The organism is Hymenobacter terricola, assembly GCF_017921975.2.
Taxonomy (GTDB): Bacteria; Bacteroidota; Bacteroidia; order Cytophagales; family Hymenobacteraceae; genus Hymenobacter; species Hymenobacter terricola.
This window is the reverse complement of the sequence record NZ_JAGEMO020000001.1, coordinates 570211-591167: the sequence shown is the minus strand read 5'-3', so window position 1 is coordinate 591167 and position 20957 is coordinate 570211. Positions and strand designations below refer to the sequence as shown.

The following is a 20957-nucleotide window of genomic DNA, read 5'->3' as shown; positions in this document are numbered from 1 at the left end:
ACGTCCGGCTTTGCCCAAGCCGTGAAACCCGCAAAACCCGTCTAAATCTGCCCTCATGGCCGCCAACCCCGAACTGCAAGCCCTCATCAACGCCCTGCCCCACAAGCCCGGCGTGTACAAGTATTTCGATGACGAAGGCATCATCTACGTGGGCAAGGCCATCGACCTGCGCAAGCGCGTGAGCAGCTACTTCACCAAAAACGACCACAACAAGAAAACCCAGCAGCTGGTCCGCAACATCAAGCGGCTGGAGTTTACCATCGTGGACAGCGAATCCGATGCTTTTTTGCTCGAAAACAACCTCATCAAGCAGCACCAGCCCAAGTACAACATCCTGCTGAAGGACGGCAAAACCTACCCCTACCTCTGCCTCACCAACGAGCGGTTCCCCCGCCTCATCCCCACCCGCAACAAAATCAACGACGGCTCGCGCTATTACGGCCCCTACGCCAACGGCACGTCCCTCAATGTCCTGCTGGAGCTCATCCGGGCCCTGTACCCGCTCCGCACCTGCAACTACAACCTGAGCGCTCAAAACGTCGAAGCCGGGAAGTTCAAGCCCTGCCTGGAACTCCAAATCGGCAACTGCAACGCTCCCTGCATCGCCCGCGAAGACGAAGCCACCTACAACACCTACATCCAGCAAATCCGCAACATTCTCAACGGCGACCTGCGCATCCCCAAGCAGTATTTCCGCGAGCGCATGAGCGCCGCCGCCCAGGAAATGCAGTACGAGCTGGCCCATCAGTTCAAAGTCAAGCTCGATAGGCTGGAAGACTTCCAGGCGAAGTCCACCATCGTTTCCGACACGCTCACCAACATCGACGTCTTCGCCATCGCCAGCAACGAGAAATCGGGCTTTATCACCTACCTCAAGGTCATGAACGGCTCCATTATCCTCACCCAGTCCCTCGAAGTCACCAAGAAGCTCGACGAAGAAGACGCCGAAATCCTCGCGCCTCTCGTCATGCAGCTCCGCCAGGAGTTCGAGAGCGAGTCAAAGGAAATCCTCACCAACGTCCTCCTCGACCTCCCGCTGCCCGGCGTCACCCTCACTGTCCCCCAAATCGGCGACAAGCGCAAGCTCCTCGAATTAGCCATCAAAAACGTGCTCTACGCCCGCAAGGAGAAGGAAAGCATGAACGAGAAGAGCAAGGACGTGAACGAAGTGCGCATCATGGAAACCATCAAAAAGGACTTGCGCCTTACCGAGCTTCCCAAGCACATCGAATGCTTCGACAACTCCAATTTCCAGGGCGATAACCCCGTGGCCGCGATGGTCTGCTTCCGCAATTCCAAACCCAGCAAAAAAGACTACCGCCACTATCATATCAAAACCGTCATCGGCTCCAACGACTTCGACTCCATGTACGAAGTCGTGTCGCGCCGCTACCGCCGCCTCGTCGATGAAGGCGCCAGCCTTCCCCAGCTTGTCATCGTCGACGGCGGCAAAGGCCAGCTCAGTATGGCCGTCAAAGCCCTGAAAGACCTCAACCTCTGGGGCCAGATTGCCATCATCGGCATCGCCAAGCGCCTCGAAGAAATCTACGTCCCCAACGACCCGCTGCCCATCTATATCGACAAACGGAGCGAGTCCCTGCGCCTTTTCCAGCGCATGCGCGACGAAGTCCACCGTTTCGGCATCACCTTCCACCGCTCCCGCCGCGACGCCGGCACCCTCAAAACCGAACTCACCGACGTCAAAGGCCTCGGCCCCGTCACCGCCGACAAGCTCCTCAACAAGTTCAAGTCCGTCAAGAAAATTCGCGAACTATCCGAGGCCGAGCTAATCGCCGAAGTAGGCAAGGCCAAAGCCAAAGTCCTTCAAGACTACTTCGCTCAGCACGAAGCCCCTTCCCACCCCATGCCCGCCCGGCAACTACCCAGCTAATTCCCAACTATTATAAAGAAAAAAAGCAGAAAGGCCCTCGCATCACTGCGAGGGCCTTTCTGTAAACAATCAATCTGTGAAATCCGAATAATCCGGCTAACTCCGTGACGCTAGAAAGACCACAGGTTATACTCGTACTCAACCAAATCAGCGGCCGTCTGTTGAGCAGCCAAAATGCCCTGCTGAGCACCACCGTAGATATCGTCCAGTCGGCTGTCGCCCGCGTTCGATACTTTGGTAATGTAGGAGTTGAACAGCCACAGCTCAAAGGCATCAGCAAGGTTTTTATGCTGCGCGTCGTTCTCCGCGTTGAACCAGATGGCGTTCTGCGGATTGTTACGGAACACCTTTACCAGGTCGCTGTACTTGAAAGTACCAATCGTCTTCTCAATACCCGATACGTTCGAAGCAAGCGTTGAAGGAACCAGCAAAGTGATGGCTTTGATGTCGTGGTACATTCTCGACCGTTTTTTGTCGAAAATCATATCCTCCTTCAATTCCATCTCATAGATGTCCTTGGGGCGGTACTCGTTCGCAGCGGGCGCGGGCTTAGCAACAACGGCAACTGCCGCGGGGGCATTCACCATAATTACTCGGCCCTTTTTGTCCTTCATTGGCTTGCCTTTAGCATCCAACTTAGGTATTTTTTTGGTAGCTCCTTTTTTGGGAGCCGGAGCACCCCAGTCATCGCCTCCACCGCCGAGGTCCTTTTCGCTAAAACCAGCCGCCTTTTCTTCATCGCTCAGTTTCACCGTCTCGTCAGCATACGACATGTTGCTGGAAACCTCCGCCGGAGTGAACGTTGACGTGAGCGAATCATTCTTATAGGCCTGCAACTCGCCACGCTTCACCGCATCGAGAATGACCCGGCTAATTTCCTTGCCTTCCGAAAACATCGGCTTGTTCTGCTTCTCGCGCAGGTCCACCTGCCGCCAGATACTCTTGCGGAACATTTGGTCGGAAGGCGGAATCGGCCGATGCGAACCAGTGCTGCTAGCCGTGGTGGCTTGCTCCTGGGCCGCCGCCGTCAGCGATAGCGACAAACCTGCCGCAATGGCGGCCAACGTGTGAATGGATTTCATAACGGGCAAAAGCAAATTGGCTGTAGGATAGTTGACTAACGCAGCAAGGCCACGAAATATTATAGCAATGGAATGTTGAAAGTGCGCGTTACACTCACGGGCTCAACGTTGCCTTGGAAGTTCTGGCGCTGCACGTCTTTTACTTCAACATAGAGGCGGTCGCCTTCGCGATAGGCATTTACCACGTCGCTCAAGTCAGCTTGCGGGCCGCTGATGGTCTTGGTCTGGAGAGCAGGGCGTTTGCCACGCACCAGCGTCACCTCGTAGCGGGAAACCCGGAACTTAGCATCATCCGGCAGGAAAGTCAGGAAACCAGCATCCGGAATAGCCTTCAGGCTAAACGAGCGAACCGCGGTGCCAGGAGTGCCTTGTTTATCATTAACCGGGCGGCCACCTGCGAAAGCCTCAATCGTAGGCTTCGGAATGGGACGCACCTGGAACGTCTGCGAGCCGATGGCGTTGCCGCCGCTGCTCACATTCAACGTTACCTCACGGGAGTTAGGAACGAGCGTCACATCACCCACTTTGGCACCCGACATCACAGCCGCGCCGGAAGCCGAGAAGCTGGGCTTGTACTGCGCGCCCAGTGCCGGCACCGAAACGTTCAGCTTGTTGCCGCACTTGAAATACAGTGCCTGCACCGAAGCCGACTGAATCTGCATCACTGGCTTAGTGATAGTGTAAGGCACTTTCACTGTGAAGGTGGTATCGCGGCCGTTCTGGTTGAACTTAATCCGTCCTTCCCACGATGCCTTTGCATTACCCGAAGCATCGAAGCTGCCCGGGCGAGCAGTAAATTCCACTTTGCCGTGGCCATCAGGACCTACCGACAGGGAAGAACCGTTCAAGGTCATGCTCGGGTGGATGCTCGAAGCCGAAGCAGTCAGGAATAGCTCTGCTTTGTACTTGGTGCCCGCTGCCACCGTGTTCGACTCGGCACTTGCGAAAGCACCAATTTTATCAAACACAAGCGACTTAGCACCTACTTTCTGAGCCTGAGCGGACAACGCTTCCGCCTCGTACTTCAGCACTTCCGTCTCTTTTTGCGAGATGGTGGCCAATGCAGCTACAACCGGAGTATTCTCGAAGTTGAGTTCCGCAAAGTCCTTGGTTTTCTGCGATTTCTCGGTTACTCGCTTGTCATCTTTCGCATCAACAGCCAGCGGAGAAGCCTCCGGCACGTATTGCTTAATAAAGTCAGAGTATTCGTTCAGCTTTGGTTTCAGACCGGTGTAAGCAAGCCCGTTGCGCTTACCACCCAACATGGTGATAGCCACCTTATCTTCACCGCTCAGGTTGGTCATTTCCGGACCAGTGTTTTCCGTCACCTTCAGCAGTTGCTGCCGAATTTCACGCAAGTAGGTAACCATGTCCTTCGTCTTGCTGCGAATTTCTTCGCTCTGCTTCAACACGGCCAAGTCACGGGCTTGATTCTGGTTCTTGGTAACTGCCGTCTTAATGCCATCAATGGTACCGTCGGCCGCCACCGAGGTCTTATCATTGACGCCCAAAAGACTATCGTCGATAAATTTGAACTTCAGCAGAATCGCTGAGTTCACTTGAAGCGCCAGAAGAGCGGTTAGCACGAGGTACATCATGCCAATCATCTTCTGCCGCGGGGTTTCTTTTCCGCCTGCCATTATCTGTTTCCTCTAAAATTGGATGAAGAACTAACTGTTTGCTATCTTCCTAAGCCTTAAGCTTGGGCAGGAGCACGCATGGCGTTCAGCATATTGCCGTACACCCGGTTGAGCGAAGTCAGGTTGCCCGTCAGGTCAGATACTTGCTTCTGGAATTGCTCGGTGTCTTTACCAGCCTGGGTCATGTTGTCCATGGCCTTGCTGAGCGTACCGTAGAACTGGTTCATGGACTTAAGGTGCGTGTTGGCATCCTGCAACTCCATTTCATACACTGCGTTCAGAGCACCCAGATTTTTGGTCACGTTTTGCACCTGCATGTGGTACTCTTTAGCATCGGAAGTAGCATTCGACATGGCCGAAATTGCCTCTACCGTGTTACCGTAAGCCACGTTGATTTTGTCGAGCGAGTCGGCAGCCGAACGCACTTTCTTGGTGTACTCGTCGGTCACGTTGGTAGCCTCGCCCAATTGCGACAGCTGCGATGTGGTGGTGCTCAAGCGGTTCAGGCCCTGGCCCAAGCTGGTGAGAGCCTCCGGCGTTACGTTAGCATTTTTCAGCATATCGTCCAGCTTCATCGTCAAGCCTTTAGCGCTGCTATCGTTTTGTTTGCCGCCCGTTGAGGGGTCATAACCTTCGTTCAATTCCGGGTACACCAAGCTCCAGTCGTGCTCGTGGGCCTGGGGCTGGAATGCGCTTAGGAAGAAGATAACGGCTTCCGTACCCAAACCTACAATTAGCATAGAGTCGGCACCTTTCCAGTGCTCGATTTTGAACAATGCACCGACAATTACAACGGCTGCACCGATGCCGTAAATTTTGGGCATCAGCGTATCGTAGAGAAAACTTCCTTTAGCTGCCATGAGATTTTAACTGTTGAAAGGGGTTGAAAGAAGGTGTTGGAAGGGGGAGGGTGGTTAAAAATATGGCGTTTGGCCGTTTAAATTTTTAGTTGAGGGAACTGTTGGTGCCCATACCAATTTGAATCATCGAGCACCGGAAACCGATGTACGAGCGAGCCGAATCCTGGTATTCGAAGTTGCGAGTGCCTGTTTCGAGGAAGTACGCAATGTCTTTCCACGAACCACCGCGCACCACTTTGCGGGGCTCGTTGTCATCCGGGTTGGTAGGGTTCAAGTCCCACACAACCGGCACGGAGGCTTCCATATAAGCGTCATCGCACCATTCCGACACGTTGCCGGCCATGTCGTACAAACCAAAGTCATTGGGGAAGAAAGAACCTACTTCCGAGGTGTAAGCAAAGCCATCGGAGGCGTAATCCCCGCGGCCGGGCTTGAAGTTAGCCAGCATGCAACCCTTGCTGTTGCGCAGGTAAGGACCGCCCCAGGGATACGTAGCCAAATCACGGCCCCCGCGAGCAGCGTACTCCCATTCGGCCTCGGAAGGCAAACGGAAGTTCGGGTCGTTAGCATAGCCGGCTTCTTCGCGGGCCGCATTGCGGAACTTTGTGCGCCAGTTGCAGAAATACTTAGCAGCAAACCAGTCAACGCCGACCACTGGATATTCATCAAACGCTGGGTGAGTGTAGTAGTACTCCAACAGAGGGTCGCCCATGTGGTAGGTAAAGTCCCGTACCCACACCGTGGTATCCGGGTACAGTTCCGTCATCACGTATTCTTCCCCTAGCACGTCCAGCGAGTCTTGCTTGATAGCGTCCACAAACTGGCGGTATTCGTTGTTGGTAATCTCCGTTTCGTCCATGTAGAAGCCGGCGATGGTCACCTGCTTGTTCATGTTAACCATCGATGCGGAGATGTCCTGGTCGGTCTGGCCCATGTGAAAAGTACCACCGGGGCAGGGAACCATGCCAAAAGGCACTTCCTGAGGGTTAAAAATGGGGCGGTCTTCGGCGCCTACCAAGTCACCCTGGGGGCCTTTGCCAAATCCGCACCCGCCTAATAATGCCCCAGAGATAGCGAAAAGGGATAATGCTAGAAGCTTGTTCATGAGAGTTAAAAAATCTGTTTTAATTACCAATACCGCTAAAGTACATTTAGATGGGCAGGCAAATCTACACTTATTTAGGAAACTGTGCAATAGCTAACTATTTCTGCACACTACTAAATTGGGGGTAAATACGCTGAATAGCGCAAATAACTCGGTTAATCCGTTTTATCGTCTGCGAGGCCGACTAAAATTTATCCTAACTGAATTGGATAATGCCTTTTGGCGAGCAAGATAAGAAAATAGGAAAATTAGAAGCTGTAACGGGGCGTGCGAATAGCCGGGCGGGTAATCAGGCCGGGCTTAGGCAGGCGGTAGGAGAGCATAATTTCGTGCGAGCTGAAGGCCCGCGCATCTTGATTGAAGGCGATAAAGTCAAACGCATAACCGACGCGAATTGCATTGTCTTTAGCAAAACTTAAACCAAGAAGTCCCGAAACGGATTCTTCGTGGCGGTAGTTGGCACCTATCCAATACTTATCGTCGATTGTGGCTCGAACGCCACCTTCAAAGGAGTAGTTCTTTGCGTTATCAAATTTACTCTTGCTCGAGAAGCTGCCTGGCAGTACATCTTTCACAAGCACCATTGGCGTCACTATAACGGAGGAAGACGCCTCAATATTGTAGCCGGCTGTGAAGTAGGCGTGGTTCTCGGATAAATACCGGCTTTGAATGCCTTTGGTTCCCGCGCTTTTGAACGAGTACTCAGAACGAGCCAGATTGTTGAGGCTGATACCTGCGTAAAATTTCGGGGATTCGTACCAAATGCCGGCGCCCGCATCAAACTTGTTATCGGAGGCATCGCTGGGCACATTGATGTCATCCTTGTCAATCGCGTTGTAAGTGCCTTTGCTCAGGTAAGTATAAATGCCCTGAATGCCGAAGGCCAACTTGCCGGAGCCCAGTTTAATATGCTGCGAATAAGAGAGCGCGGCGTTGGTCATTTTCGACTGGCCCACCTGGTCGTAGTAGACGGCCAGGCCCACGCCGCCACTGAGGGCCGGAACGGGTAGCGAAACTGTAATCAGGCCCGTGCGGGGCGAACCGCCGCCGTCGAACGTGCCACTGTAGTTCAAATATTGGTAACGACCAATGAGGCTTACTTCTCCTTGGCCCTTGACACCGGCATAGGCCGGGTTCAAGTACATCCCATTGAGACCGTAATGGGTGAACTGAGGCTGCTGTTGAGCAAGCGCAGAACCAGCTGCAGCTGTTAGCAGCAGGGTTGCGAGTAACGTTCCTTTCATAGAAGCGGGGTGGTGATGGTGGTGGAAGAAGAGGGTGGTGGGTTGCGGCGGGTGGCTACAAGATGTCTAGCTTCCAAATGTAAGGGAAAAACCGTCTCTAAAAAATTCGGGCAAAAAAAACCGGAGCAAATGGGCGGTTGCTCCGGTTTTCAATGGCTTAAACCAACTAGACGTTGGGGTTAACGTTTTTAGGGCTGGCTTTTCCGACGTCTGACTGGGCATGCAGACGGATGTAGGCTTCAATGGCACCCGTCATGGATGGCGCATTGGGATGGGGCGCTTCGATGTCGAGTATCAGGCCAGCATCAATTACCGCCTTGGCAGTGGTAGGGCCGAAAGCGGCCAAGCGAGTACCTCCCTGCACAAAATCAGGAAAGTTAATGAATAGCGAGCTGATGCCGGAAGGGCTGAAGAAGGCAATGCAGTCGTATTTCACGTCCGAAAGGTCGGAAAGGTCGCTGGCCACTGTGCGGTAGATAACGGCTTCCGAAAACTTCAGATTGTTGGCCCGCATAAATACCGGAAGGTCGTCCTTGCGAATATCTGAGCAGGGGTACAAAAACTTCTCCCCTTTGTGCTTCCTGATGACGTCGAATAAGTCGGCAGCCGTGCGCTCGCCAACGAAAAGCTTACGCTTACGCAATACGATGTACTTCTGAAGATAATTAGCCGTCTGTTCAGAAATGCAGAAATATTTCATTTCTGCCGGCATTTCCAGCTTGGCTTCCTGGCAAATGCGAAAGAAATGGTCAACGGCGTTACGGCTGGTAAAAATAACAGCTGTATATTCCAGTATATTTATTTTTTCGCGCCGAAAATCCTTGTAAGAAACGGGCTGCACTTCAATGAACTCCCGGAAATCTACCTTAATTCCGTATTTCTCGGCAATGGAGAAATAGGGAGAAACGTCGTTGGTAGGTTTGGGCTGGGTAACCAGGATGCTACTGATGCGCTTGGCATGCCGGCCTGTGCCCGGCTTATCTGCACTCTCGGCCATACAGGAAGAAAAGGTAATGCTAGGACAATAAGAAGAGGGAAGTAAACTAAATCGTACGGTATAGCGGGGCTAATCAGTACGTAAAAACAATGAGCTTAAGTAAAACCAATAAAGGCAGTACTTCAGTAGCGCAAAGGTAGGCAAACAAATGCAGATTCAGCAGCGAGGTGTGATGATGCAACGTGCGGGCAACCCGGGAAACGGTGCCGATGAGCCCAATGCCAATGGCGGCACTGGCAGCCCACGCCACCGTGCGGGGAAAACTACCGTTAAGGCTAAGGTAGAGCAAGAGCACCAAGGGCAAAAACAAACCGGCCAAGAGCGTGGTGCGCAAGAACTCGCGATACTGAATATTGACAAGGGGCTGCAGACCAAAAATGTAGGCCAGGAGGCCTACGTACACGTATTTACTGAAAACGAAGGTGGTAATAATGGCCGTGTAAAGAAGCACCCGGGCCACAATAGCGGTTTCGGGCACGTCGAAGAAACGGCGCAACAGCGGCAGGTTCTGCAAGTCGGTATGGATGGCGGTGAGCAGCAGCGCAAATGATAAGGAAAAAAGCAGCACCAGCAGCAAATTGAGCAGTGAGAAAGCGGGCTTGGCCAGAAAGGCCTGTTGGTCGCTGCCATTGCCGAACAATTCTTCAATCTGAAAAATGCGCGCCAAACCGGGCTGGTAGGTGGTGCGAACGGCCCCATACGAGAGGCCCAGCACCAGCAAAAAGCCCAAATAGACGTTCTGGCCCTGAGGGCCAGGCAAGCGTGGTTGGGCCTGTCCGACTTGGGCCTCGGCCCGGCCGGGAACGGTACTGATGGGGCTGATTCCTGAGAATGAAGCCAAAGCGGGGGTTCCGTCGGGCTGCCACACGGCCAACAGATGCGTGCCCGGTGCCAGCTTCGCGGGCAGCAACTGGGCGAGGTCGAGCGAGTAGGTGGTGGCCGCACGGGCCGTGAAAACGAGTTGGTTATCGAGAAACAAGCTCAGGCCGGGCTGCGCAGCAAAGGCGAGTGGAAAAGGCTGGCTGCGGCCCACCCGGACCCATTGGTAGTACGCGTGAGCGGGCTGATGGTAGCCCGGCAGGTAGAAAATCAGCCGGTTGCGGGCGGCATCGTGGATGAGCCAGTCGTTGGAAAGGGCCGTGGGCGAAGCGGGTGGCAGCTGGCGGTATTCGCTGGCTTGGACCGGACGCACTGCGCCTATCAGTGCCAGTAACAGGCTCCAGGCGAGCAGCCATGACGTGCGCAATGAGCCCGAGGCTACCATATACGTTGGGCTTAACTTCCGCTTTCGGCAGCCAGCAGCTGGCGACGGGAAATGCGGCTTTGGTACACGCCGAAGAAAACACTCAGCAACGCCGAAAAGCTCACCAGTGACACAATGAGCACGGTATTGCCGAGGGCAGCGAACCGGATAACGAACAGAATCACCAGGATATTGAGCAGGCCCAGTAGCAGCACGGTGCTGATTTGCTGGAAGCCCATGGCCAGAATGCGGTGGTGAATGTGGTTTTTGTCGGGCGAAAAGGGCGAGCGACCGGCCAGCATCCGCAGCGAGAAGACCCGAATGGTATCAAACAAGGGCACAAACAGGATGCCGACGGCCACCGAGGGCGACGAAGAGCCGAAAGGCTGGCCCACCCGCACGCCCATTTCAATGAACTGAATGGCCAGGACTGACACGATGAACCCACACACCAGAGAGCCGGTATCGCCCATGAAAATAGGGGCCCGGTGAAAGTTATAGCGCAGGAAACCCAGCAGGCCGCCAATCAGGCAGACCGCAACGTAGGCGTAGTTGGCAAAGCCTTCGCCGCCGTACGCATAGAAATAGTAGCCGAACGTGCTGCAGATAATCAGGACGATAGTGCCCGCCAGACCGTCGAGGCCATCGATGAGGTTGATGGCGTTGGTGATGCCGACGATGACGCCGAGGGTGAAGGCGTAGCTGATGCCAACGGGCAACGTCCCGATGCCCAGAATGCCCTGAAAGCTGGTGATACGCACATCGGCCATTATCATCACGATGCCGGTGGCTAGCAGCTGCCCCACAAATTTCTTCGAAACCGACATGCCCACCAGGTCATCCTTCAGGCCCACGAAAAACAGGATGATGCAGCCAGCCAGCAGCTCTTTCACGCCATTTTGCAGGGGCGCGAAGATGGTGAGGGCCGACATGAAGCCCGCGAAAACCGCCACGCCGCCCAGGCGCGGGGTGAGCGACTGGTGCACGGTGCGCCCGTTGGGCGTATCGAGCATGTTTTTGAGGTGAGCGATGTAGATAATGGACGGCACGGCAAACAGCGACACCAGCAACGCCCACATCCAGGACAAGCCTAATGGAATATCGAAATGATTCATGGGAAATGCGTTAGGGATGAAGGGGTAAATGGTAGAAATAATAACCTACGGAATAGCAGGAAATAGACATGAAATCAGCTGTGAAGCACCCCTAGACGGTCAAGTAAGGCGATATGCGTAAAGTTATTAGGCACGATAGAGTCGGGCACGAAAATGAATTTCTTGTCGAAAATCTGGGGACCGTGGTAGTAGCTCACCCAATATTGGTTGTTGAGGTGAAACAGGGCCGAATCGATGGCCTCGACGGGCACGGCGGTGCGGGGCGGCACCTCCTCGAATAGGAAGCGGAGGGTGGACGTGCGCACCTTTTCGCCATCTTCCTGCTCGCCGTAGCCGTTGGCGTTCACGATGACATTGTGCAGGGGAAAGGCATTGTGATTGAGCAGGTACACTTGCCAGATGGTTTGGCCTTCGGGCGTCAGGGCCTGGTCGTCGGGAATCACGGCCACGGAAACGCCTTCTACCGGGTCAAAAGAAATGTCTTGTTTCACAGGACCACAGATTTAACGGATTTTGACGGATTAAACAGCTTTTTGTGGTTGCCGACGGGCAATAAGCGGATACGTGTTAGGCGGCGGTGGCGTCGAGCAATTGCAGCAAATAAGGCAGCAGGCGCTCCTGGACTTCGGCCACCGATACCGACGCGGTGCTGCCCAACTCCTGAGCCAGGGAGGTAACGGCCTTGTCAGTGATGCCACAGGGCACGATATGGCCAAAGTACGTAAGGTCGGGGTTGACGTTCAGGGCAAAGCCGTGCAGCGTGACCCAACGGCTGCATTTCACACCGAGGGCGCAAATTTTGCGCGGGTTGGGCGCCCCGGCTTCCCAATCGAGCCACACGCCGGTGAGTCCGGCGATGCGACCGGCATTGAGGCCGTACTCGGCCAGGGTGCGGATAACGGCTTCTTCCAGCACGCGCAGGTACCAGTGAATGTCGGGCCGGAAGTTATCGAGGTCGAGAATGGGGTAGCCCACCAGCTGGCCGGGCCCGTGGTAGGTGATGTCGCCCCCGCGGTTGATGCGGTGGAAGCTGGCTTCGTGCGCCGCCAGGGCCGCTTCGTCGAGCAGCAAATGCTCGGGCTTGCCGCTTTTGCCCAGGGTGTAGGTGTGCGGGTGCTCGCAGAGCAGCAGGTGGTTGGGCGTGGCAACTGGCGCGGCCCCGGTGGTTTCGGCCTGGCGGTTCTGAATTTTAATAGCCAGCGTGGCGTCCATCAGCTCTTCCTGCAGGCGCCAGGTGGGCACGTAGTCGACCAACCCGAGGCGCTGCACCCGCACCGTGCGGTTGGGAGAGGGGCTGGCGTCGTCGGGAAGGAGGGTGTCGAGCAGTTGGGGGGCGAACTGTTCTACGGGGGAAGCCATGGGCGTGGGTTGATGAAACGGGACGCAAAGGTACTACCCCCCGTAAGCTTTAGCTTGTGCTGGCTGGCAGTTAGCTTGCGGCTCCCCGTTGGATATCGACTTCCCCACATGGCCCACGCGCCCCACGAACTAGGCCAGGCCGGCGAAACCGCGGCGGCCGACTACTTCCTGACCCAGGGCTTTGAGGTGCTGGCCCGCGGCTATCGTCACGGCCGGGCCGAAGTAGACCTCGTGCTGCGGCGCGGCACCGAGCTCTTGGTTTTCGCAGAAGTCAAAACCCGCTCTTCGGGCCAGTACGGGCCACCCGAAACCTTCGTATCGGCCCGCAAAAAGGAGCTATTCCGGCTCGCGGCTACCCATTTGCAGGAAGAACTGGACTGGCGCGGCGACATCCGATTCGATATTGTGGCCCTCACCCTGCTCAGCCAAGGCTTTCGCATCGAGCATTTTGAGGATGCTTTTTATTGATGTGCTGATTCTTTGATGTGGCGATACAACGCCCCTCTTTAGCACATCAGCCCATCTATTTACGCTTGGGGGCCACTTTGGCCGGGGCACGAAGCGGCGCGCGCGGCGTGGGCCGGCGCTGGCCGGGGCGTTCCTCCACATCGGGCTGACCGCGCTTGTCGATACTTTTCTCTTTGTCGTAAATGAGCACGGCGTTGCGGTTGTACTCCCGAATCAGCTCGGGCTCGGCCACCTCGGGGTCGTAGCCCGATTCGGCGTACTGGTACTCGTAGTGGCGGCGGCCCCGGAAGCCCCAGAACTTGGTCCAGACCCCCACTTTGCGGCCGTTTTCGAACTGACCGCGCCAGTCGGGCTGGCCGTTGACGAGGAATTTGGCGTAGTCGCCTTCCAGCTTGCCCTCCACGTAGGGCACCACTTCGTTGATTTTGCCGCGGTCTTCGCCGTAGTAGCTCACGTTGGCATCGCGCGGGAAACCCATTTCGTAGTGGATTTTGGTGAGCAGCACGCCATTTTTATCGAACCTCTCCCAGCGCAGGTGCTTGGTGCCGAGGGCGTAGTAGCCGCTTTCGAGCACCTTGTTATTCTGCATCTTTTTGTAGGGGCCGTGCAGAATCTTCAGGTTGGGCGCATCTTCCTGCACTGCGGCCAGCTTCAGGACTTTGTGCTTCTTGGTGTCGTAGTAATAATACGCCGGCGCGTAGGCATTGAGGGTTTTGGGGTACTTGAGGAAGTAGAAAATCTCAATCGTCTGGTTGCGGCCTTTGGGGCCGCTTTTGGCGAAGGCCCGCTTCATCTTCTCGCCCAGGAAGACGTTTTTCTTCTTCTTCTTGGACTTGCGCTCGGTGTCTTTCTCGGCGTCCTTCGCGGCTTTCGCCTGCTCTTTGGTGAGCACTGCTTTGCGGGCGGTGCTGAGCGAGGGCTTGCCCCGGAGCGAATCGGCGGTGTGCGTGAGCGTATCGGCCCCCAGCACGGCGGCAAGGGGCTGGTCGGGGTTGCTGTTGAAGGAAACGGCTTTGCGGGTGCACGCCCACGGCAGCAGCGTGAACAGCACCAGCCCAAGCCCCAGGAAACGCAGCGGCCGCAGCCAAAGACCAAGTATGCGCATGAATCGAACGGAATATTTTTGCGGCATCAACGCAAAGGTATAGCGGTTTGGTGCCCAGGGGTGAACGGGATTGATTCAACGAGTGAATCTCATTCGCCCTTGACTTCCCGGCTAGTCAGGTCGAGGAGTTGGCCGGCCTTCAGCAAGTGCACCTGCAAGCCGTGGCCGCTGATAACCTGGTGCTCGGGCAGGCCGGGCAGGTTGTTGTGCGTGGTCTGGGCCGCATCGACGACGACCACGGACTCTTCCCCAAAAACCTCGGCTGGCCGGCCGTGGCGGATGAGCAGGCCGGTTTCCTCGCTCAGGCCGATGCCAAGCAGCGTGGGCTGGGCCAGCACGGCGTGCATGAGGCGCGGGTAGCGCCCGCGCTCGGCAAAGTGCTGGTCGAGCAGCACGCCGGGCAGCAGGCCCAGGCCGGGCTTCACCTCAATCTGGCCGCCCAGCAGGCTGCGCCAGCCGTGCCCGTTCACCAGCATAAACTCGGCCACGGCCGAGGCCCCGGCGCTGGTGCCGGCCAGGATGAACGTGGCTTCGGTAAGATACTTATGCTTGAGGATGGCCAGAAATTCGGTGTTGAGCAGGAAGTCGGTGAGGCGCTCCTGGTCGCCGCCGCTCATGAACACCAGCGTGGCCCGGCGCAGGCGCATGAGCGTGGCGGGGTCGTCGGCCGGGTTGTGTTCATCAACCTGCAGATGCCGGACATGGGGGTAGCCCAGCAGGTGCCAGGAGTGGGCGTAGGCGGCGGCGGTGCGGGCGGGCTGGCGGCGGGTGGCAGTGGTGAGCACCTCGATGGTGGCGTCGGGGCCGGGCAGCAGGCGGCCCAGCAAGGTCAGCAGCGGGTCGTCGTCGCCGCCGCCCAGCACCACGAGGGTGCCCAGCGGCGCGGCAGCGGGAGAAGCGGAAGCAGTGGGCATTTGGCGGGGGTTTGGGACGGCAAGATGGGGAGATGCGACGGAAGTGGGGCCAAAATGGAAGCAGAGAATGGGAAAAGCTCGCTCTGCGGCTCCCATTTACCGGCGGCTTCGCCCTACTTTTGCACGGAATATTTTCTCCCTCAACCCCGCTTGCCTAGCGAAGCACCTCCCCTCTTTTTATGCAGCCGCAGACCGTGGAAGCCATCACGTCCCTGATTCAGGAGGGCGAATTTTTCAAGCTAAAGCAGGTACTCCGCGACTTTCAGCCGTCGGAGCTGGTGGCCCTTATTGAGGAAGAAGAAGAACGGGAGCAGCTCATCATCTTCCGGCTGCTGCCGCTGAAGCTGGCCACCGAGGTGTTCGAATACCTCGATTTGGAGGTGCAGCGGCACTTTCTCGACAACCTGGCCCAGGACAAGATGGCCGACATCCTCAACGAGATGTCGCCGGATGACCGCACGGCCCTGCTCGAATTCCTGCCCGCCAACTTCGTGGCCGAGCTCATCCAGAGCCTGTCGGAGCCGGAGCGGAAGGTGACTTTGCAGCTGCTGGGCTACCCCGAAGACTCGGTGGGCCGCCTGATGACGCCCGATTACATTGCCATTCGCGAGAACTGGACGGTGCAGCAGGTGCTCGACTACGTGCGGCAGCACGGCGGGCAGTCCGAAACGCTGAGCATGCTCTACGTGACCGACGCGCACGGCGTGCTGATTGATGACATTCGCATCCGCGAGTTTCTGCTTTCGGCCCCCACGGCGCGGGTGCGCGATTTGATGGACCGCCGCTTCGTGCACCTCACCGCCAGCCAGGACCAGGAAGACGCCATCGACATCTTCCGGCGCAACGACCGCAACGCCCTGCCCGTGGTGTCGGACCAGGGCATTCTGCTCGGCATCGTCACAATTGACGACATCCTGAGCATCCGGGAGCAGGAAGACACCGAGGACATGCAGAAGCTCGGCGGCTCGGAGGCGCTGGACGAGCCTTACCTGGCCACGCCGCTCATGCGCATGGTGCAGAAGCGGGCCGGCTGGCTGGTGGTGCTGTTTCTGGGCGAGCTGCTCACGGCCTCGGCCATGCAGTTTTTCGAGGGCGAGCTGCAAAAGGCCATTGTGCTGGTGCAGTTCATTCCGCTCATCATCAGCTCGGGCGGCAATTCGGGCTCGCAGGCCACGTCGCTCATCATCCGGGCCATGGCGCTGGGCGAGTTCACCCTCAGCGAGTGGTGGCGGGTGCTGCGGCGCGAAATCCTGTCGGGCCTGGCGCTGGGCGTTATTCTGGGCATCGTGGGCTTTGCCCGCATTGCCATCTGGCAAAGCATCACCCCCATTTATGGCCCGCATTGGCTCATGGTGGCCTTCACGGTGGGCATTGCGCTGGTGGGCATCGTGCTGTGGGGCTCGCTGGCGGGCTCCATGCTCCCGCTGCTGCTCAAGAAGCTGGGCCTGGACCCGGCCACGTCTTCCGCCCCCTTCGTGGCCACGCTGGTCGATGTCACGGGGTTGATTATTTACTTCTCCGTGGCCCTGGTGATGCTGCACGGCACGCTGCTGTAGGCCGGGCGGCGGCCCCCACCCCTTACTTCCGAAAACCTCCGCCACCAGTGGCGGGCCGTGTGGGGGGTGTGCCCATGCCTGCCGCCACCGGTGGCGGGCCATGCGGAGGCACTGCCCGGGCCTACCGCCACCAGTGGCGGGCCGTGTGGGCACACCCCTTGCCCCTACCGCCACCAGTGGCGGGCCATGCGGAGGCACTGCCCGGGCCTACCGCCACGGGTGGCGGGGGCCGGCGCTACTCCAGCTTCCGGCGGCTGGCCTTCTTCTCGCCCTGAATCTTTTTGCCTTCGAGGCGCTTGCGCACGGCGGCTTTGTTGGGCCTGGTGGCCTTGCGGGGCTTGGGCCGGCGCAGGCTCCGCAGCAGCAGCGCGTGGAAGCGGGCCAGGGCAATTTCCTTGTTGCGCAGCTGGCTGCGGTCGTCCTGCGCGGTGATGAGCAGCAGGCCCTCGGCGGTGAGCTGGTTGGCCACCTTCTCCAGAATCAGCGCCTTCTGCAGGTCGGTCAGCACCTGCGAATCCATCAGGTGCCAGCGCAGCTCCACGCGGGACTCCACCTTGTTCACATTCTGCCCGCCCGGCCCGCTGGAACGGCTGGTCTGGAAGGTGATTTCGGGCAGGAAAGCAGCGGCGGGGGGAAGCACAGGGTCGAATGGGAAGCTAGAAAAGGGACGTCATGCTGAGCGGAGTCGAAGCATCTCTACCGCAATAGTAAATAAATCACTACCCCACGCGAGATGCTTCGACTCCGCTCAGCATGACGTCCCTTAATGTACGATTACTTCTTATTTATTGAGCAGCATCGCGCCGTAGGAGTACCCGCCGCCGAACACCGTAATAATCACGGTATCGCCGCTTTTCAGCTGGTCCCATACTTCGGCCAGGCCGATGGCGGCCCCGGCGCAACCGGTGTTGCCGAGGCGCTCGATGTTGCTCACGGCGCGGGCCGGGTCGATGCCGAGCTGCTTGGTCACGTTCTTCGAGATGCGCAGGTTGGCCTGGTGCGGAATGAGGTAGGTGAGGTCCGTGGCGGCAAGGTGGTGCTTGTCGAGCAAGGTTTGGGTCACGCGGGCCATGTAGATGCAGGCCTGCTGAAACACGTCGCGGCCGAAGGGCATCACAATGCCTTTTTCCACGGGCTTGAGGGTCACGGCTTCGTCGGCTTTGCCCACGGGGGCCGCGCCGCCGGTGATGACTTCGGCAATGGACAGGTCGTCGGGGCTGATGCGCTCCTTGGAAAACAGCAGCGCCGCCGCGCCGTCGCCCCACAGGTGGCCGGCCATGGTGTCTTCTTCGTTGTTGTAGGCCGTGTTGTGCTCGCTCACCACCACCACGGCGCGGGTGGCCTTGCCCATGGCAAAGTAGCCCTCCACTATTTCCACCGCGTTCAGCAGAGAGGCGCAGGCCGAGGAAATGCTGACCGTCGGAATCTCGTTCACGCCCAGGTCGCGCTGCACAGCGTGTGCGGCCGTGAAAATGGTATCGTGCGGCGTGTAAGTGCCGGCCACGATAAGGTCAACGCTATCGGAGGCAAAGGCGGGAGCAGCGGCAAAAACAGCGCGGGTCGCGGCGATGGCCATGGTATTGGCATTCTCGTCAGGGCCCGCTTTGCGACGCTCCTGAATGCCGGTTCGCTCAATTATCCACTCGTTGGCCAGGCCGTTGAGGCGGGTGAAATGAGCGTTGGTCACGACTGCCTCCGGAAGGTAAGCAGCCACATGATGAAGATACACAGGTTGGTGTTGGGTGGGAAATTCTAACGCACCTTTCGGCCGGGCAAAGGTACGTTGCCCGGCCCGCGGCGGCCGGGGTGCCCGCCCAATATGCCCGAATTTTATACCGGAGGGCACTTGGTTGGTGGGTGGTAGTGGGTAGTTGTCAGTGGTCAGTGGTTGCTCGAAGCGCTAAAAACTACCAACTGACAACTAACAACCAGTTACTCCTTCTGAATGCGGCCGCTGCCGTGCACCACGCTGCTCAGCTGCGCGCCCCCGGCCACAAACACGCTGCCCGAGCCGGAAATAGTGGCTTCTGCCGTGCGGCTGGCGTACACATGGGCATCGCCCGAGCCGCTGATGCGCGCCTTGCACGTCTCCGTGTGCAGCTCATGCGCCTTCACCTTGCCCGAGCCGCTGATGCGGACTTCCTGCTGCCCGCAGCTGCCGCCCACTACCACGTCGCCCGAGCCCGATACGGCCGTTTCGACGCTGCTGGCTGTGAGCTGCGGCACCTGCAGGTTGCCCGAGCCCGACACGGCCAGGCTCAGGGCCTCGGTTTTCAGGTGCCCCTCCACTTCGAGCTTGCCCGAGCCGCCCACGCGCAGGGCCGTCAGGCTGGGCGCGGTGATGTACACGGTCACCGGGCCGTGGTCTTTGTGGTTGAACATATTGCCGTTGTCGCTGCGGTAGCCCAGGCGCAGCTGCTTGTCCTTCACAGCCGTCTCAAAATCGGCCAGGTCTTCTTTGCTGGCTTCTACCACCACGCTTTGGGGGCTGCCCTGCTTCACCACCACATGGGCCGAGCCGCCCAGGCTGATTTCGGTGAATGTGCCTACCGAGCGGGTTTCGCGGTCGGCCGTGGGACCGGCGTTGGTGAAGGACGAAAGCACGCCCACGGCCAGCACCATCAGGCTGGCCCACATCGATTTATTACGCAACTTGCTCATCAGAAAAAAGGGGAAAGGTGAATGATTTAAACCTGACATTTCAAAGATGCAGCTGCCGCCCCGGGGGTTGCCCGGCCGCTTTCTCCTTTCTTCTGCTGGCCAGCTGCGCAGTCGCAACCGCAACTTAATCGCCCTGCTTAAAACTCGACGTGCAGCCGCACGGCCACCACGTGCACCGGCCCGCTACGGTCGCGGTTATACGCCGGATTCACCACAAACTGGTAATCGGGGCTGATGCTGGCGTGGTATTTCGGCAAAGCAATGCTGTAGTACACCTCGCCAATCTGCTCGAGGCCGTAGTTCAGCGCGCCATCGCCCACAATGAAGCCGTAGCCCCCCGCCGCCAGGTAGGCCCGGTGCTCGGTGCTGATGCCGTTCACCACCACGGCCACGCCAAGGCGGTCGTCGGGCCGCTGCCAGCGGGTGCCGGTGCTCACCACGCCGAGGCTGGCGCTCTGGTCGATTTCGGTGAAGGCCCAGGTTTCGTTCTTGCCGTCGTTGTAGCTCACGCGGGCAAACAGGCCCACGTTTTTGCTGATTTCCTGCTCCGCGTTCAGGCCGAACCCTACTTTGGTGTGGCCGTCGCGGCGCACGTTCACCACATCGGGCTGCTCGCCGGTGGCCTGGGCCAGGGCCACGGCGCTGCGGTAGGTGGCCATGGCCGCTACGTTGCGGAAGCCCAGCACCCGCAAGGTGCCCTGCCGCCCGCCCAGGTGGTAGGTTTTGGTCAGCTCCAGCGTTTCGGCGTGGGCCGTGCCGTAGTGGAAGTCCAGCACTGGGCCGTTGGCCAGGGTGGGCATCAGGGTAGAGGCGAAGCGCAGGGCGAAGTCGGGCGTCACGTATTCGAGCACGCCGCCCACGGTGTAGCCGCGGGTGTTGGCGGCATAGTCCCAGCCGCCGGCGCTCATCAGGCTCCAGTTCAGGAACTGCGTGCGCGGGTCGTGCGAGTAGCTGTTCTGGTCAAAAAAATCGGCGGTACTGAACTTGCCCAGGTTGATAGCGAAGTAGTGCGTAGGGCGCGGGCCGGCCAGCTGGTTGAAATCGTCTTCGTCCACATCGGTGCCGCTGCCCAAGGCAAATACCTGCCGCAGGTACAGCCGGGCCAGGTACAGGTTCGGGGCCGGGTCGCCGATGCGGAACGTTTCGCCGTTGGTGAAGCCCGCAATGCCCCGCGCCCCGCTCAGGCCACTGCCGCCGGCCACCTCGGGGTTGAAATAAAGGGCCGCGCCCTTCCACAGCCGCCGCCCGATAAAGAGCGTGGTGGTGAGCGAGAGCTTCGCCGATTCGCGGTCGGCCAGGCTGTATTCCCCCGAATACGGCGTGGTCAGGTTGTTGTGCCACTGGTCGATGAGCGTCTGCTGAAAGTGCAGGCTCCAGTTGCGGGGCTTTTCGGGCGTGTCGTTGGGCTGGTGAATGGGCTCCTGGGCAGGAGCCGCGTTAGGTGGCGTAGCCGGCGGCGTGGTGCCGGGCGGAGTGACCTGGGCCAGAGTAGCAAGCGGCAACGCCGCGAGCAGCAACGAAAGTAAGGATGAGCGCAAAGTGAGCTAATAGAGTGAAAAACAAAGACAACCACGAAATGTAAGGCCTTGCACTACACTCGAAGATAAAAACAAACCCCAAAGCAAGAGCTATGGACATGACAAATGTATGAATTTTTAGATTAGTCTAAAAATTAATTTAGATTACACGAAAAGCAAATCCCGAATTGTTGTTGTCC

The 20957-nt window shown here is 58.0% G+C and carries 19 protein-coding genes; 3 read left to right on the top strand and 16 right to left on the bottom strand.

Annotation, left to right across the window (positions count from 1 at the left end; genetic code table 11):
• The first annotated feature begins 55 nt into the window (after nucleotides 1-55).
• Entirely contained in the window at nucleotides 56-1891 is a 1836-nt protein-coding gene (gene uvrC, locus J4G38_RS02280; protein ID WP_210518164.1) for an excinuclease ABC subunit UvrC, read from the top strand.
• A 110-nt stretch (nucleotides 1892-2001) separates the two neighbouring features.
• Here uvrC and porN read toward each other — a convergent pair whose 3' ends face one another.
• From porN to lipB, 10 genes are all read right to left on the bottom strand, one after another.
• Complete coding sequence (porN, locus tag J4G38_RS02275) at nucleotides 2002-2973, bottom strand: type IX secretion system ring subunit PorN/GldN (RefSeq protein ID WP_210518162.1); 972 nt, start codon at nucleotides 2971-2973, stop codon at nucleotides 2002-2004.
• 59 nt (nucleotides 2974-3032) lie between these two features.
• Nucleotides 3033-4613, bottom strand: coding sequence for a type IX secretion system motor protein PorM/GldM (porM, locus tag J4G38_RS02270; RefSeq protein WP_210518160.1), 1581 nt, complete (start codon nucleotides 4611-4613; stop codon nucleotides 3033-3035).
• A 56-nt stretch (nucleotides 4614-4669) separates the two neighbouring features.
• Nucleotides 4670-5437: a type IX secretion system motor protein PorL/GldL gene (gene porL / locus J4G38_RS02265; protein ID WP_210518158.1), complete on the bottom strand. Its 768-nt coding sequence runs from the start codon at nucleotides 5435-5437 to the stop codon at nucleotides 4670-4672.
• Nucleotides 5438-5558: 121 nt separating this feature from the next.
• The gene (gene porK, locus J4G38_RS02255) at nucleotides 5559-6578 is read right to left on the bottom strand and encodes a T9SS ring complex lipoprotein PorK/GldK (protein WP_210518156.1); all 1020 of its coding nucleotides are present in this window, start codon (nucleotides 6576-6578) and stop codon (nucleotides 5559-5561) included.
• A gap of 248 nt (nucleotides 6579-6826) precedes the next feature.
• Entirely contained in the window at nucleotides 6827-7822 is a 996-nt protein-coding gene (locus J4G38_RS02250; protein WP_210518155.1) for a PorP/SprF family type IX secretion system membrane protein, read from the bottom strand.
• Nucleotides 7823-7988: 166 nt separating this feature from the next.
• Nucleotides 7989-8819 (bottom strand): uroporphyrinogen-III synthase, encoded by an 831-nt coding sequence (locus tag J4G38_RS02245; protein WP_210518153.1) that lies wholly within the window; start codon nucleotides 8817-8819, stop codon nucleotides 7989-7991.
• Between the two features lie 73 nt (nucleotides 8820-8892).
• Nucleotides 8893-10011 (bottom strand): DUF4271 domain-containing protein, encoded by a 1119-nt coding sequence (locus J4G38_RS02240; RefSeq protein ID WP_210518151.1) that lies wholly within the window; start codon nucleotides 10009-10011, stop codon nucleotides 8893-8895.
• Between the two features lie 83 nt (nucleotides 10012-10094).
• Entirely contained in the window at nucleotides 10095-11177 is a 1083-nt protein-coding gene (locus tag J4G38_RS02235) for an MraY family glycosyltransferase (RefSeq protein WP_226163066.1), read from the bottom strand.
• A 74-nt stretch (nucleotides 11178-11251) separates the two neighbouring features.
• Nucleotides 11252-11668: a hypothetical protein gene (locus tag J4G38_RS02230; protein WP_210518150.1), complete on the bottom strand. Its 417-nt coding sequence runs from the start codon at nucleotides 11666-11668 to the stop codon at nucleotides 11252-11254.
• A 76-nt stretch (nucleotides 11669-11744) separates the two neighbouring features.
• Nucleotides 11745-12536 carry a lipoyl(octanoyl) transferase LipB gene (lipB, locus tag J4G38_RS02225; protein WP_210518148.1) on the bottom strand — a complete coding sequence of 264 codons (792 nt, stop codon included), beginning with the start codon at nucleotides 12534-12536 and terminating at the stop codon, nucleotides 11745-11747.
• A gap of 108 nt (nucleotides 12537-12644) precedes the next feature.
• Between lipB and J4G38_RS02220 the strand changes: the two genes are divergently transcribed.
• Nucleotides 12645-13004 (top strand): YraN family protein, encoded by a 360-nt coding sequence (locus tag J4G38_RS02220; RefSeq protein ID WP_210518146.1) that lies wholly within the window; start codon nucleotides 12645-12647, stop codon nucleotides 13002-13004.
• A 55-nt stretch (nucleotides 13005-13059) separates the two neighbouring features.
• Here the strand turns inward: J4G38_RS02220 and J4G38_RS02215 are convergent, their stop codons facing one another.
• Both J4G38_RS02215 and J4G38_RS02210 read right to left on the bottom strand, forming a co-directional pair.
• Entirely contained in the window at nucleotides 13060-14109 is a 1050-nt protein-coding gene (locus J4G38_RS02215; protein ID WP_210518145.1) for a toxin-antitoxin system YwqK family antitoxin, read from the bottom strand.
• Between the two features lie 89 nt (nucleotides 14110-14198).
• Nucleotides 14199-15023 carry a cyanophycinase gene (locus tag J4G38_RS02210; protein WP_210518143.1) on the bottom strand — a complete coding sequence of 275 codons (825 nt, stop codon included), beginning with the start codon at nucleotides 15021-15023 and terminating at the stop codon, nucleotides 14199-14201.
• Between the two features lie 179 nt (nucleotides 15024-15202).
• Between J4G38_RS02210 and mgtE the strand changes: the two genes are divergently transcribed.
• Nucleotides 15203-16579 carry a magnesium transporter gene (gene mgtE / locus J4G38_RS02205; RefSeq protein ID WP_210518142.1) on the top strand — a complete coding sequence of 459 codons (1377 nt, stop codon included), beginning with the start codon at nucleotides 15203-15205 and terminating at the stop codon, nucleotides 16577-16579.
• 235 nt (nucleotides 16580-16814) lie between these two features.
• Here the strand turns inward: mgtE and arfB are convergent, their stop codons facing one another.
• The 4 genes from arfB to J4G38_RS02185 form a co-directional block, all read right to left on the bottom strand.
• Nucleotides 16815-17219, bottom strand: coding sequence for an alternative ribosome rescue aminoacyl-tRNA hydrolase ArfB (gene arfB, locus J4G38_RS02200; protein WP_210518140.1), 405 nt, complete (start codon nucleotides 17217-17219; stop codon nucleotides 16815-16817).
• 141 nt (nucleotides 17220-17360) lie between these two features.
• Nucleotides 17361-18308 (bottom strand): 3-oxoacyl-ACP synthase III family protein, encoded by a 948-nt coding sequence (locus J4G38_RS02195; protein ID WP_210518138.1) that lies wholly within the window; start codon nucleotides 18306-18308, stop codon nucleotides 17361-17363.
• A gap of 203 nt (nucleotides 18309-18511) precedes the next feature.
• Nucleotides 18512-19240, bottom strand: coding sequence for a head GIN domain-containing protein (locus tag J4G38_RS02190; RefSeq protein WP_210518136.1), 729 nt, complete (start codon nucleotides 19238-19240; stop codon nucleotides 18512-18514).
• Nucleotides 19241-19377: 137 nt separating this feature from the next.
• Nucleotides 19378-20778, bottom strand: coding sequence for a carbohydrate porin (locus J4G38_RS02185; RefSeq protein WP_210518134.1), 1401 nt, complete (start codon nucleotides 20776-20778; stop codon nucleotides 19378-19380).
• Between the last annotated feature and the right edge of the window lie 179 nt (nucleotides 20779-20957).